This is a genomic window from Ligilactobacillus hohenheimensis (genome assembly GCF_947381805.1).
GTDB classification, from domain to species: domain Bacteria; phylum Bacillota; class Bacilli; order Lactobacillales; family Lactobacillaceae; genus Ligilactobacillus; species Ligilactobacillus hohenheimensis.
The window spans coordinates 25840-40388 of record NZ_CANCXC010000004.1 but is presented as its reverse complement, the minus strand read 5'-3'; the positions used below and the strand labels follow the sequence as shown (position 1 = coordinate 40388).

General features: G+C 54.2%; 9 protein-coding genes. 3 read left to right on the top strand and 6 right to left on the bottom strand.

Annotated elements, in window-relative coordinates; genetic code table 11:
- Positions 1-7: 7 nt before the first annotated feature.
- Positions 8-1600 carry a bifunctional aspartate transaminase/aspartate 4-decarboxylase gene (locus QOR60_RS05765; protein ID WP_283582420.1) on the top strand — a complete coding sequence of 531 codons (1593 nt, stop codon included), beginning with the start codon at positions 8-10 and terminating at the stop codon, positions 1598-1600.
- 224 nt (positions 1601-1824) lie between these two features.
- A complete protein-coding gene (locus QOR60_RS05760) occupies positions 1825-3168 on the top strand; it encodes an FAD-dependent oxidoreductase (RefSeq protein WP_283582419.1) in 1344 nt (447 codons plus the stop codon).
- 74 nt (positions 3169-3242) lie between these two features.
- On the opposite strand, the gene QOR60_RS05755 is transcribed toward QOR60_RS05760, so the two are convergent.
- From QOR60_RS05755 to coaA, 4 genes are all read right to left on the bottom strand, one after another.
- Positions 3243-3905 (bottom strand): histidine phosphatase family protein, encoded by a 663-nt coding sequence (locus QOR60_RS05755; RefSeq protein ID WP_283582418.1) that lies wholly within the window; start codon positions 3903-3905, stop codon positions 3243-3245.
- Positions 3906-3907: 2 nt separating this feature from the next.
- Positions 3908-4543, bottom strand: a complete 636-nt coding sequence (locus QOR60_RS05750) for an Lreu_0056 family protein (protein ID WP_283582417.1) — start codon at positions 4541-4543, stop codon at positions 3908-3910.
- Between the two features lie 149 nt (positions 4544-4692).
- The gene (gene guaA, locus QOR60_RS05745; RefSeq protein ID WP_283582539.1) at positions 4693-6234 is read right to left on the bottom strand and encodes a glutamine-hydrolyzing GMP synthase; all 1542 of its coding nucleotides are present in this window, start codon (positions 6232-6234) and stop codon (positions 4693-4695) included.
- Positions 6235-6346: 112 nt separating this feature from the next.
- Positions 6347-7267, bottom strand: coding sequence for a type I pantothenate kinase (coaA, locus tag QOR60_RS05740; RefSeq protein WP_283582416.1), 921 nt, complete (start codon positions 7265-7267; stop codon positions 6347-6349).
- Between the two features lie 129 nt (positions 7268-7396).
- Here coaA and QOR60_RS05735 point away from each other — a divergent pair, with 129 nt between their 5' ends.
- Positions 7397-8011, top strand: a complete 615-nt coding sequence (locus QOR60_RS05735; RefSeq protein ID WP_283582415.1) for an SGNH/GDSL hydrolase family protein — start codon at positions 7397-7399, stop codon at positions 8009-8011.
- 181 nt (positions 8012-8192) lie between these two features.
- Here the strand turns inward: QOR60_RS05735 and QOR60_RS05730 are convergent, their stop codons facing one another.
- Positions 8193-11873, bottom strand: a complete 3681-nt coding sequence (locus QOR60_RS05730; protein ID WP_283582414.1) for a mucin-binding protein — start codon at positions 11871-11873, stop codon at positions 8193-8195.
- A gap of 234 nt (positions 11874-12107) precedes the next feature.
- Positions 12108-14411, bottom strand: coding sequence for an RNA polymerase recycling motor HelD (helD, locus tag QOR60_RS05725; protein WP_283582413.1), 2304 nt, complete (start codon positions 14409-14411; stop codon positions 12108-12110).
- Between the last annotated feature and the right edge of the window lie 138 nt (positions 14412-14549).

Here is a 14549-nt window from a genome sequence, read left to right as displayed (position 1 = left end):
AATATTCGTGGACAGAGAAGACGAGCAACAGCTTGCTAAGCTAAATGCGTTTGAAATTAGCAAGAAGATTAACAAGCTCGCACAGAATAACGACCACCACAACGCCTTCCTGAACGCCGGACGGGGCGACCCGAACTGGCTGAACACGAAGGCCCGGCTGGCATTTAACCGGCTGGTTGAATTTGGAATTACTGAGACCCGGCGGACGATCAATGAACACGACCTGGCCGGGTACACCGAAACGGCGGGGATTGCCGCCCGCTTTAAACAGTTTTTGGAACCCGCAGGACACCCGGCGGACAAGTTTTTGCAGGCGGCCGTGGACTACTGCGTGAACGAACTGGCGGCCAACCCTGACCGACTGGTGAAGGAACTCACCGACGGCGCCCTCGGGAACAACTATCCGTCCCCGGACCGGGTGCTGCACTACACCGAACGGATTTTAAACCGCTACATCCAGGACGTACTGTACGACGGCGTTGCCCTGGAAGAGCACACGCAGGTTTTCCCGACTGAGGGGGGGACGGCAGCAATCGTCTACCTGTTTAATTCCCTGAAGGAAAACCACCTGATCCACCCCGGCGACAAGATTGCGCTGACGACGCCGATCTTCACGCCGTACCTGGAGATTCCGGTGCTCAACGACTACCAGCTCGTCAAGGTTAACCTGGTGGCGGACGAAACGACCAACTGGCAAATCCGACCGGAAGAACTGGAAAAACTGGCGGACCCAAGCATCAAGCTGGTTTGTGCCATTAATCCAAGTAATCCGGGCGCCATGGCGTTTGACAAGCAGGCCCTGGCAGCTATTAAGCATGCCGTAGCCAAGAACCCGGATCTGATGATCGTCACGGACGACGTCTACGGAACGTTTGCCGAAAATTTCCAGACGATTTACAGCGTTGTGCCGTACAACACGATGCTGGTCTACTCGTTCTCCAAGCTCTTCGGGGCAACCGGCTGGCGGCTCGGGCTCATTGCCATGCACGACGACAACGTCTTCGACAAACTCGTCGGTGAATTACCGTCCGCCCAGCGTGCTGAAGTGGACGAACGGTACGGCAACGTGGTGCTCCACCCCGACAAAATGTCGTTCATTGAGCGGATGGTAGCGGACAGCCGCTCCATCGGGCTGTACCACACTGCCGGGCTCTCCACGCCCCAGCAGGTGATGGAAGACCTGTTTGCCCTGACGCATCTAGTTGCCGGCAAGGACGACCAGTACATCAACGAGTCGCGGCGGATTGTGAGTGAGCGATACAACCGGCTGTGTGCCGCCCTCGGCATTAACCCGGACGAAAGTAAGGAAAACACCAAATACTACTCCTTACTCGATATTTACCAGATTGCCGAGCACAAGTACGGCAAGGACTTCCGGAAGTACCTCGAAGAAAACTTTGAACAGATCGACTTCCTGGTTAACCTGGCAAAGAAGAACGGGATTACGCTGATGGACGGCCCGGGATTTGGGACAACGCCGGGAAAGCTGCGGGTGTCCGAGGCTAACCTGCCGACCCACGCCTACACGGTAATCGGGGAACAGGTCCTTCAACTGCTGGCAAACTACCACGAACGGTACGAGGCGGCGAAGAAGAACTAAGCCTTATAATGATGAGGATTCAGGCTGTGATGAGAATCACGGCCTTTTTATTATGCCTTAAAGATGAATGTGAACATAACTACTATTACCCCTATCATCAGTCCAGCATTAACCCCTTATAACCTGAACTTTATGTAAAGAAAGGGGTTCCACGTTTTTAGTTGACTTTTTCACAATCAGGAATTATTATGACGTTGTAATTTTTAAAAAAGGAGTGCTTAACCATGAAAATTGCAATCATTGGCGCGACCCACGCCGGGACGTTTGCCGCCCAACAGATTTTAACGAACCATCCGGACTACGACGTCACGGTTTACGAAAAGAACGACAACCTCTCGTTCCTTTCGTGCGGGATTGCCCTGTGGGTGGGGAACCACGTTTCAAACCCCAAGAAGATGTTCTATTCCAGCCCGGAGAAGCTGGCGGCTTTAGGAGCCCACATGCAGATGCAGCACGAAGTCCTCAGCGTGGACGTAACCGCCCAGACCCTGCGCGTCAAGGATTGCATCAGCGGCGAAGAAACCACGGCCACGTACGATAAACTTGTCGTAACAACTGGTTCCCTCCCGGTCATCCCCCCAATTGACGGCATCGACAGCAAGGGCGTTTACCTGTGCAAGGACTGGCACGACGCCGAAACGCTGAAGAACCTGGCGCCGTCAATTAAGCGGGCCGTGATTATCGGGGCCGGCTACATCGGGGCAGAACTCTCCGAACAGTTGTCCTTGGCCGGCAAAGACGTCACCTTAGTGGACGCCTTCCCGCGGGTGCTATACAAAAACTTTGACAAGGACCTCAGCGACAAGATTGAGGCGGAGTACCGTGACCACGGCGTTCAGCTTGCGCTCGGGGAAAAGGTTACCAGTTTTGAGCAACAGGGCGACCAGATTACCGTCCACACCGATAAGGGCGACTACGCCGCGGACGTGGCCGTATGGTGTGCCGGTTTTAAACCGAACACCGCACTGTTTGATGGCCAACTCGACATGCTCCCGAACCACGCCATCCGGACAAACGAATACATGCAAACCAGCAATCCGAACGTCTTCGCGGCCGGTGATGCCACCAACGTCCACTACAACCCAACTGGTCAGGACGATTACATTCCGCTGGCGACCAACGCCGTGCGTCAGGGAATGCTGATTGGACAAAACATTGACCAGCCAACCATGAAGTACATGGGAACACAGGCCACTTCAGCGGTCGAACTATACGGGTGCTGCATGGCCGCTTCCGGCCTAACCGTTGAGGGCGCCAAAATGCGCGGGCTTAAGGCGGATGCCGTCACGATCGAAGAACCATACCGGCCAGAATTCATGACGTCCACGACCAACGTCACCTGCCGGCTTGTGTGGGATCCGGCAACCCACCGGATCCTCGGAGGGGCGGTCTTCAGCAAGCACGACGTCTCCCAGTCAGCCAACGTTCTTTCACTGGCCATCCAAAACAAGATGACCATTGAACAGCTGGCTATGGTTGACATGTTCTTCCAGCCAAACTTTGACCAACCGCTTAACTGGTTAAATAACGTGGCCCTGGCCGCAATCAACAAGGCAAATCAGGAATAACCCGTACTAACGAGACAGCAAACGGGGCAGTGATGAAAGTCACCGCCCCGTTTTTCGTATCCCTATTGTGTCGGTTAATACTCCTGATCCGCCCCCGTCCGGTTGTAGTAGTCCACCGTCAGACCGTCGTCCGTCAGGGACAAGCGGGTAACGCTGCCGTTCTTCGGATAGTCCGCCAGCACGTTAATGGAGCTAAACCGGTCCACGAGGCTGGCAATCGTGTTACTGTGCGTTACCACCAAAATATTTCCCCGGTGATAATTAGCCCGTAACCGGTTAAACCCGGCATCCACCCGCTGCCAGTATTCCGTGTGATCCTCCGCAAAATGGTACGGGTCCGCTGCCTTCATCAGGTCCTTCGCCGCATCAAATGACTTAGCTGTCACGATCTCCTTGAGGGTCGTCATCCCAAGTTGAGCACCGGTTAGCCGCCAAGCCAACTGCTTATCCATCCCCTCAAAGTAACCGTAGTTTTGCTCCCGAAACGCCGGCAGTTGCACCTGCGTGGCCGGGTCCGTCGTCAGGTTCTCTTCAAGGATTAACTGGCAGGTCTTCGCCGCCCGCCCAAGGTCTGAGCTGTACGCCCCGTCAAAGTGAACGTTTCGCAGCCACTGCCCCGTTTGCCGGGCACCGGCAATTCCCGCATCCGTCAACGGGGTGTCCGACCACCCCTGCATCTTATTCATTAGGTTATAAAGTGTTTGGCCGTGCCGGACAAGGTAAACGTGTGCTGTCATGGTTAGTCCCCCGTACTCTGGCTCTGGTTGTCAACGTTTTTACCATACTGCGATTCAGGCAGCAGCCGGTTAGCGTAGCCGTTAACTTCATCCTGCTTCTTCTTGGTGTTGTAGTAATCGTTAATTAACGTGTCGAGGCGCACGCTGATGGTCCGCATCGGCGCGTCCGCAACGCAATCGGCATGTGACGCATCCACGTACTTAATCACGACGTTTTCGCCCTGCAACTGGAAATAAATATAGCTGGTCGGATCCCCGTTGGCCGTTACGTAGCTAAACCCGTTTAGGTCGCTTCCGGGAGCCGTGTTCGGCTGGTCACTGTAGTACATGCTGCCATCCGCAACCCCCTGCTTAAACCAGTTCGGGTACTTCAACAGGGCCACCATTGTTCCCAGCTGCTGTGTCGTCAGGTGAACGTGGTGCGGGTCCACGGTCGCCGCACTACTGCTGCCCTGCGCTGGTTGACTGTTACTCAGCACAACCTGCTTGCTTTGATTCTGCTGCTTAGATTGTGCCTGCTGGTGGGTCGGCGCATCCCCATGATGATTTTCATGGTGACTCACCTGCTGTTGCCCACACCCCGCTAAAAGTAAACTAACCCCGAGGCCGAGGCCAAGAACAACTGCGCGTTTTTTCATAATTCATCCTCCCATTCCTTTTCAACTTCCCCTATTTTATTACTAACCGGGCGGAACTGCACTAATGTTAGGCTGGTTAGTTGCGTAATTTTCAGAATAAAGAAAAACACCTCCGAGCAATTACTTCGGAGATGTTATACACTATCCTATTATTCATACTCAATCGTTGCCGGCGGCTTACTCGTGACGTCGTACAGAACGCGGTTAACGTGGTCAACCTCATTGACAATCCGCACCGAAATCTTCTGCAGAACGTCCCACGGAATGCGGGCAAAGTCAGCCGTCATCCCGTCAATGGACGTGACGGCCCGGATGGCAATGGCATAATCGTATGTCCGGCCATCGCCCATCACCCCGACGCTCCGGATTCCCGGCAGAACGGTGAAGTACTGCCAGATATCTTCCTGCAAACCAGCGTTCTTAATTTCTTCCCGGAGGATGGCGTCACTATCACGGACAATTTCAAGTTTCTCCGGCGTAATGGCACCAACGACCCGGATTCCCAGGCCCGGGCCCGGGAACGGCTGCCGCCATACCAGGTCGTGCGGTAGCCCGAGCTTTTCCCCCAGTTCACGGGCCTCATCCTTAAAGAGCGTCCGTAACGGTTCAATCAGCGTAAACTGCACGTCTTCCGGTAGCCCCCCCACGTTATGGTGAGACTTAATCGTCTGGGCCGTGTCCGTTCCACTTTCAATAACGTCCGTGTACAGCGTCCCCTGGGCAAGGAAATCTGCATCCTTCATCTTGGCGGCTTCAGCGTTGAACACTTGAATAAATTCATTTCCGATAATCTTCCGCTTCTGTTCCGGATCGGTGACTCCTTCGAGCTTGGACAAGAAGCGGTCCGCCGCATCAACCTTGTTGATCCGAACTCCTAGTCCCTTGTTGAGCGCCGCCATAACCTGGTCCGCCTCGTTTTTCCGCAGTAATCCGTGGTCCACGAAGATACACGTCAGCTGGTCACCCACTGCCCGGTTTAACAGGGCCGCCGTCACGCTGGAATCAACCCCACCAGACAGGCCAAGAATGACCTTCTTGTCGCCAACTTCCTCACGAATCTTAGCCACCTGCATATCGATGAAGTCGTCCATCGTCCAGTTGGCCTGCGCACCACACACGTCAAACGCGAAGTGGCGGAGGATTTCATTTCCGTGCACCGTGTTCCGCACTTCTGCGTGGAACTGAATTCCGTACAACTTCCGTTCTGGATCCTGCATGGCCGCAATCGGGCAGTTGGCACTCGTGGCCACCGCCGTAAAACCGGTCGGAACCTGCATTACCAGGTCACCGTGACTCATCCAAACGGTCTGCTGCCGGTCCATCCCGGTAAATAACGCTGCGTCGTCCTGCGTTACCGTAATATCAGCCTTTCCGTATTCCTTATTGTCAGCGGGTTCAACCTGGCCGCCCGGAAGCATGCTGGCCATCAGCTGCATCCCGTAACAGATTCCCAGTACCGGAATTCCCAGGTTAAAGATTTCCGGGTCCACCGTGAAGGCCCCAGGATCGTTTACGCTATCCGGTCCCCCAGAGAAAATAATCCCCTTCGGCGCCAGCCGCTTAATCTCTTCTGCCGTTGTCTTGTGCGACAGCAGTTCAGAGTAAATGCCAAACTCGCGGATCCGCCGGGTAATCAGCTGGTTGTACTGACTCCCGAAGTCCAGTACGAGAATCTTATCGAATGATTGCATATCGTGCGCCACGCTCGTCACCTCGTTTTAAAATACTTGTTCTCATTGTACATACAAAAAAAAGTCCGGTCAACGGTCGAAGCGTCAAAATCCGGACATTAGTCACCGTTAACTATGCTTTTCGGATTAATAGTTCGGTTACGCGGTGCTGGCCGTCCTTTGAAAGGATGAGGTCGGCCCGGTTCCTGGTCGGCAGGATGTACTCGTGCAGGTTTTTCAAATTGACGTCCCGCCACACCCGTTTGGCCATCGCAAAGGCGTCCTCCCGCGGCTCCTGCGTGTACTGGTAATAGTAGTTGTGTGGGTCCTTGGCCGCCATCTCCAGCAGCATCCCGAACCGCTCAAGGTACCAGCGTTCGATGTCTTCTTCTGCCGCATCCACGTACAGCGAAAAGTCAAAGTAGTCGCTCACGTACACCCGCTCACTTGGCGGCAGCTGGAGGACGTTAATCCCCTCCACAATCAGGATATCGGGGTGATCCACCACGTCAAACTTTCCCGGCACCACGTCACTAATTTCGTGCGAGTAGGCCGGCGCCTGGGCGCGTACCCCGTTTTTAATGTCGTTCAAAAAGGTAATCAGCCGGGGCATGTCGTAGCTTTCCGGGAACCCCTTACGGTCAAATAGCCCCCGCCGTTTCAATTCAGCATTCGGGTAGATAAATCCATCAGTGGTAATCTGCTGCACCCGTTTGTCTGGAAATACCTGCCGCAGCAACAAATTCAACAACCGGGCAATCGTACTTTTCCCGACCGCAACCGACCCGGCAATCCCCAGGATAAACGGGGCGGGCGCCGGAGTGATTCCCAGCAAGGCTGCTTGGGCCTGTTGGTGACGCCGGCGTTGGCGAAGTTCCATTCCCAAAAGCCGTACCAACGGCAGGTACACTTCCCGCACATCCTTTAATGACAGCTGGTCGTTAACCGACCGGATCGCTGCTAGTTGCTCGTTAGTCAGGGCAATTCGTGCGGGGACTTCCAACTGCGCCCATTCCGCTCGCGAAATCCGGTAGTAGTTCATTTCGTTTTGCATCGCCCCGTCACCCCCTATTGACGGGCATAATTATATCATCTTCTCCCCGCGAAACGAACCCAAAAAGGGGTAGTGCTTCCCCATTAAAACGCATATAATAGGAATGCAACTTTTGACGGAGGGACCACAATGATTCGGATTGTTCTTTTTGGGGATAGCATCACCGCCGGCTATACGGACGGCTACCCATCCAGTAAGTTTTCGGACATGCTGAAGGAAAAGATTGGCCGGGAAGACGTCTACTGTTTTAACCGGGGTGTCCCGAACAGTACCATCACGTCCGCCCTGGAGCGGCTGCAAGCGGACGTTCTGGCAATCGAACCAAACTACGTGGTGCCGTTCTTCGGCCTGGCAGACGCCCGGCAAAAACAGCCCCTTTCAGCAACTACATATACTGCAGCCCTCACGCAACTCGTCCGCCAAATTACCCCGGAGAAGTGCCTGCTGATTACGCCCGGGGTCGTCGCAGATGATTCCACCGTTAATGCTCATCTTCAGGAGTACGTTCAGGCTGCCCAGCAAGTCGCCACGACGACACACTGTGACCTGATTCCATGGCACGCGCATATGGCAACTACGCCGGAAAAAATGCTTCAACCGGACGGCGTTCACTACTCCGCCTTGGCATACGATGAGCTAACTACTATGTTGGCCGCCCGGTTTAAGCAACGACTCGCCAGTTTCAACATGATTTCATCGGCCCGGCAGTTCATGGGCAGCCGCCAGAGTCAGGATAATAACTAATTAGCACGATAAACCAAACACAAAGCGACAGGGAGGTTGGAATTAATTCCAACCTCCCTGTTCTAATGCTAAAGCAAACGGGCTGAAGAAGACCCGGCAACCGGCGAAACCATGCTTCATCCGGCCGCTAGTCTACTTTGCCCGTTCCATTTACTTCAATAATTCTCTTTTCCTTTTCCGGCTAGTGCCGCTTAGTCCGCTTGTCCGGAACGCTTCCTACTGTTGCTAACAGAACGGCAAGCGCCAAAACAGCAATCCCACTCGCCTGGCCAGCCACAGCATCTCCCGTATCCGGAAGCTGCTGCCGGTGGGATGAGGAATTTGCCTGTTCCCGCACTTCGCGAGCCTTTCCGGATAACGGCAATGCCGTCGTCATCCGGTAGGCAACTGGTGAAACTGGTTGCGGGTGATAAACCACCGTCACCGTTTGGTTAGGGGTTGTTAGCGTAATTCCCGTCAGCGCCGCAACAGTTGTCATTTCAGGAATCATTCCCGCAATTGCCGGAACGCGAACCGCACTGAAGGTTGCTGTTCCAATCACATGCCACGGACCATACGTAATCTTCCCGGTAACGTTATTAATCGTCGCTGTCCGTCCAAACGTAACCTTCTGCGTAATTGCAGGCGCTAATTCCCGTCCGTTTGGGCCAACCAACCGAATTGTCCGCGTAACCACGTGCGTTAGGGTTAGGTTCCGGGGGTTATCCGTTGGGGTGTACGTCGTCGTTGTCTCAGTTAGCCCAACCACAAGGTGTTTTATCTTCCCGTCTTCGTTAAACTGGATTCCCGCGGCCGGAACGTCATCCCGAACAACCTTATAACCTTCGTGCTCGTACTTCTCAATGGTGGCCTTCGGGGTGTACAGAGACGTTGACCCGTACGGCCCCGTGACCGTCACTGCGGATAACTTTTTCCCCGTCGTTTCATCAATGTAGGTGACGGTTACCTTTTCCGGATTCGGGGTGTACTTAATTGTCACCGTGTGGTCTGGGGTTGTCGCAGTAACTCCGCTCTCCGCCGGAACCACGGCCGGTGACGGGTCAATCCCGACCACCGTCGGAACCCGAACCTGGCCAAAGACCGGCGTCCTTACTGGCTGCCACGGACCGTACGTAATTTTCCCGGTGACATTGTTTAGGGTTGCCGTCCGGTGAAACGTGATGGTTTGGACAACGGGCCGTTCAAACTGCTTCCCGTCCGGGCCAATAAATTTCACCGTCCGTGTCACCTTATGGGTAAGTGTCAGGTGCCGCGGATTATTATTCGGGGTAAACGTTGTCGTGGTTTCCCTAAGGTGAATTACGTAGTGATGAACCACCCCATCTGTCGTGAAGACTGCCCCGTCCGTCGGATAATCGTTACTTACCAGTGCGTAGCCCTTCTGGGTGTAACCAGTAATCGTTTGATCCGGACGGTAGCTTGCCGGCTGATCAAATTTCCCATGGAGGGTCACCGTTTTAAGGGTCGCTCCCGTTGTATCGTCGACGTATGCGACCGTCGCACTCTCCGCATTCGGAGCATAGGTTACCGTTTGCGTCGTAGCGGGCGTTGTGGCCGTCACGTTTGTGATTGCCGGAAGTGTTGCCTGATCCGGTGTGTACCCCGTAATTACCGGACTAGAAACCGCCGGGAAAGTGGTCCCGGCCGTTGCGGTCCACGGGCCGTACGTCACCTGCTTAGTAACGTGGTCCACCTGCGCCGTCCGGGTGAACGTCAGCGTGGTGGTATTTGCCGCTGCGGCAGGCTGGCCGTTAGTATACTGGTACTTTACCGTGCGGGTTACGGTTCGCTGTAAATCCGCTACGTTATCCGGGTTATTCGTGGTTGTATCCGTTGTTACCAGGTGACCCATATCAACCACGTAATTTACGGTTTTCCCGTCCGTCGTCAGCGGGATTCCTGCTGCTGGGATTGTCGTGCTCTGGTACGTATACCCTTCGTTTTCGAGTTGCTTAACGATGGCACCCGAATCATACGGAACGGTTTCCCCGTATTTTCCCGTAACTGAAACCACGCGCAGCGGCTTCCCGGTTGTCGTATCCACGTACGTTACCGTTGCTTTTTCTGGGTTAGGAGTATACACCACGGTTGTCGTTGTATCCGCAGTTGTTGGCGTCACGGTTTGAGCGGCCACCTGCGAAATATCTGGTGTATATCCCGTAATCGGCGGCGTCGGCACGGCCGGTAAACTTTCCGTTGCCGCCGGACTCCACGCCCCATACGTTACTTGCCCGGTTACCTGATCCTTCGTTGCTGTCCGGGTAAAGGTAACCCGCTGCGTCTTCGTTGGCGCCGCTACCGCACCCGTTGCGCTCCCGTAACGGTAATTGATCGTCTCCGTAACGGTTTTGCTTAACCCCGCAACGTTATCAGGATTATCGCTTACCGTGTCAGTTGTTAGCCGGTGGTGCAGCGTAACGGTGTACGTCGGCACGGTCCCGTCCTGACTAAACGTAATCTGGTCATTCGCCGGCAGCGTACTTGTCCCAATCACGTACCCCTGCTTCTCTAGTCCCTGTTCCGTTTCCTGGGGATTATAAGTTACCGTCTCATCGTAATGCCCGTTAACCGTTGCACTCGTAACCGTCTTCCCGGTTTGGCCATCGACGTAGTTTACCACCGCGTGCTCCGCATTTGGCATGTAATCGTACGTTACAACCATTCCTGCTCCCGTACACATTCCGGCAGCCGGGGCACTCCCGGTTCCTAACTTGTCATAAGTGTAGTGCGGAATGGTTTGTTGGGTGGTCGTGTACTGGGCACCATCGTAAGTATTAATCGTTTGAGCCGGTGCAATTTCCTGGCCGGTTAACTCGTTTACGTACTTTACCTGAACGGTTTCCTTATACTGCGACAACTGGGAATTAGGGACCCACGCCGTAATGTTAAAGAAATTCATCTGCTGCAGGTTCTTGTACGAACCCGTTGATGAAGAGACTACAAACGCCATGTAACGGGACGTAATCCACTGCGAGACATCCATTGTCCAGGTGTGGTTGTAGTTTCCTTCCTGGTAATTAACCGTCATCACGTGGGTGGTGCCGTCATACTTCATTGTTAGCCAGGCCCACTGCCCGTTCGGCGATGGGATAAGTGCTGGACTGGCTGAATTGTTGCTTGGGTCGTATGTGCTTACAGCTCCGTTGGCATCTGAATAGACAAATCCACCGAATGCATCACCAGGGCCACTGAACTGCTGCGGATCAGCATTAGCGTTCTCCGAAGAACTCGGGCCTTCTGAGTTATAAAACGTGTCCATTTTAAAGCCGAACGCGTGCGCAATTCCCCCTAGCCCAAAGGCATTCCCGGGTTGTCCCACTTCATTTACGCTTCCGGGGTGAAACCCAACGGCAATTCCGTCCGCGCCGCCCTTATTTGACGGATTATTTCCCAGGAAAACATGGGCCTTTACTGAAAAATCACGATCCATGTCAATTTGAACATTAATAGCCGCGTGCCCCGCTTGCTGGTCCTGGTCAGGGGTTAACGTCACCGTATCATTCGCAGAATTATACGATGCGCTCCCGTTAACGTGCATGTACTTATTGAAGTCTGCCCCACTAATCTGAATTTGGGTATCCCCACTCGCCGTATTCGTTGCCGCCTGCTGAACCGGCACCCGCGAAACCGATTTAGCCGCCACTGGCTGAGTGGTTTGGCCGGATGCTTTAGCTGACTGGTGTTGCCCGAGCGGAACCGCTGCCTGCGACTGACGAACGGTTGAAGATTGTGCTGCTACTGGATTCGATGTGTTCCTTGACGCCTGAACCGCATCAGCATGAATCACGCTCCCCATTCCCAACCCAGCGAAAAAGGCCGCTGCGCTGAAAATAAACTTTTTTGATATTTCCGTAGTCCGCATCGTAGTACCCCCTATGTTATAGTAGCTTTCAGGAGGTCATTTTACCCCCTCCCCCACCTTTTTGTGAATAATTTAATTGAAATTAATTGCATCTTTTTTGTGGATTGATTTAGTTTTATCCAATCATTCACCCACTTTCATTTTATGAGCACCCCCCATTACATAAAAATATCCTGGTTAGTAAACACCACTAACCAGGATTAATTCCCCGTATTTTGTAAACATCAACTATGTCTAATCCGAGCAAACCTTATACAGACTTGGATCCACCCGGTCAAATAATGAGCTCGGGGTCCCCGTCACCGTAATCATCAGCCGGTGCATCGCCCGTGAACAGATTGTGTATACCAGCTGACGGTCCGCTTCGTCATGGTAATTAGCCGCACTCGCATCCCACATAATGACCGCGTCAAACTCCAACCCCTTCGCTAGGTACGCCGGTACAATGATTGGTCCGGCAACCAGCCGCTGGTTCTCCGTTTTAATAACGGTCGTGGTTACCCCCGCCTGTTTGAGCTGGGCCGCTAACCACTGGGCCTCCTTTAGTGTCCGGGTAATCACCGCCGTTGTCTCCTGCCGCTCGTGGTTCTGGCGGAGGGTGGCGGCTGCCTGGTTAACCAGGGTACCCCGGTCTTGTCCGACTACCATTTCAGGAACGGGGCCTTCCCGGTCAAACGCCTCGATCTTTTCCCCGTCAACCAGCAATTCCCGCGTAAAGTCCGTCAGTTGTTTGGTTGAGCGGTAGGACCGCGTTAGTTGGACCACCTGGGTTTTTTCCGGATCAAAGAGGGGCCGCAACTGTTCGAGGAGGGTCCGGCTGTTTTCGTGCGTGAGGATTGACTGGTTAAGGTCGCCCAGCATGGTAAACTTCGCCCGCGGGTACAACTCCTTCAGGTACGCCAACTGGTACGGCGTGTAGTCCTGAATTTCGTCAATCAGGACATGGCGCATCTTCCGCATCCCGTGCCGCCCCGTGATTAGGTCGTATAAGTCCAGGTACGGGGTCGCGTCTGCAAGGGCAATGTGCTGGTGCTGAAAGGCCGCGATGGTCCGGCTCCCCGCCTGCATCCACTCTGTCGGTGACAGGTGCCATTCCTGCAGGTCAACCAACCGCGGAACATTTCCCAGGAAATTAACGTACTGGGCAGTCGCCTCGATGAACCGGTTATTCCGGATGTCATCCGCCACCGCCGCAAATTGCTGGGTCACGTACGCTTCCGTCAAGAACTTAAACTCAGCGTCCCCGTCCGCGAAGTCCCGGGGATGATCCCCGTACAAAGCATTTAACGCATCTTGATTGAGTCCCTGGACCGCCTTTTGGACCGCATCGGTCTTCGCCGTCCGCTTAATCTTCCGCTGCAGCCGCCGGAGGAGCTCCTCCTTCGTGGCAATCAGTCGGTTGCGGAGATGGTAGTTTTCGTTAAAGCCGTAGTAAATCTGCGCGATTATTTCCCGGGAAAAGATTTCCTTTCCGTCCAGACACAACCCGGTAAACTGCATCCCGCCCCGTTCTAGTAGGGTCGCATATTCGTGTAAGGCCCGCATAAACTGCAGGCTCTCCTTTAGGCGGTTTACCCGTAGCGTTACGGAATCATCTTGCGCGGTAAACCGCTCCTGCAGCGTTTCAACCTGTAAGTGGGGCACCCGCCGTTGGAGCGCCTGGTAGTACGTCAGCTGTTCCATGTTGTGCTCGCCCATCTCCGGAAGAACCCGGTCAACGTAGTCGTTAAAAAGCTGATTGGGTGAAAACAGCACAATTTGCTTGGACGTAATCTTCCCCCGATACCGGTACAACAGGTAAGCAACCCGCTGGAGCACCGCCGACGTTTTCCCGGAACCTGCAGCCCCCTGGACAAAGAGGAGGTCCGCCGTGGTATTGCGGATAATCCGGTTTTGCTCGTGCTGGATCGTCGTGACGATGCCCTTCATTTTAGTGCCCGAATGTCCCTGAAGAGCCGTCAGCAGCATCTGATCCCCAACCGCTTCGTCCGTGTCAAAGACCGCGGTAATTTTGCCGTGTTCAACGTTAAACTGGCGCTTTAACGTCACCGTCGCCCGTTGCTCGCCCACCGGTGTTTGGTAGGTCACTTCCCCGAGTCCACCGTCGTAGTAGAGGTTGGCAACCGGCGCCCGCCAGTCATAAATCAGAAAGTGGTCCGGCGTTTCCGCAAAGGAGGCGAGTCCAATGTAGATGGTCTCCGGCTTGGGTTCACCCTCCTCCTGAAAATCAATCCGGGCAAAGTAGGGGTGTTCCGCTAATTTTTCCAAGATTGTTAGTTCGTGCTGGGCGTGTTCCCGGGCATTTTCCCGCTCTTGGAGAAGCTGGTTTTGCTGGCGCACCGCCATGGCGGTATCCATCATCCCAGAATACGTCGACACCTTGACGCGGACGTTCTTCTTAAAATCCGCATCAACGATTCGCTGCTCCTGCTTGGCCCGGTCGATTTCCTGCCGCCGGACGTCTTCAGCCGCATGGATTTTCTCCACGACGGTATCCATCCGACATTGTTCTTGCTGACGCACATCCTTTTCTGCCATTCCACTTCACTCCCTACTAGCCAAATAATGTCATTCTATCACCTTTCGGAGGGGCGACCAACTTCCCCCGCCCAAAGAGGTTATGCTCCCCTTTGAAAATAAAATTTGCTATCATATTCACCAACAGTAACCTTGAGG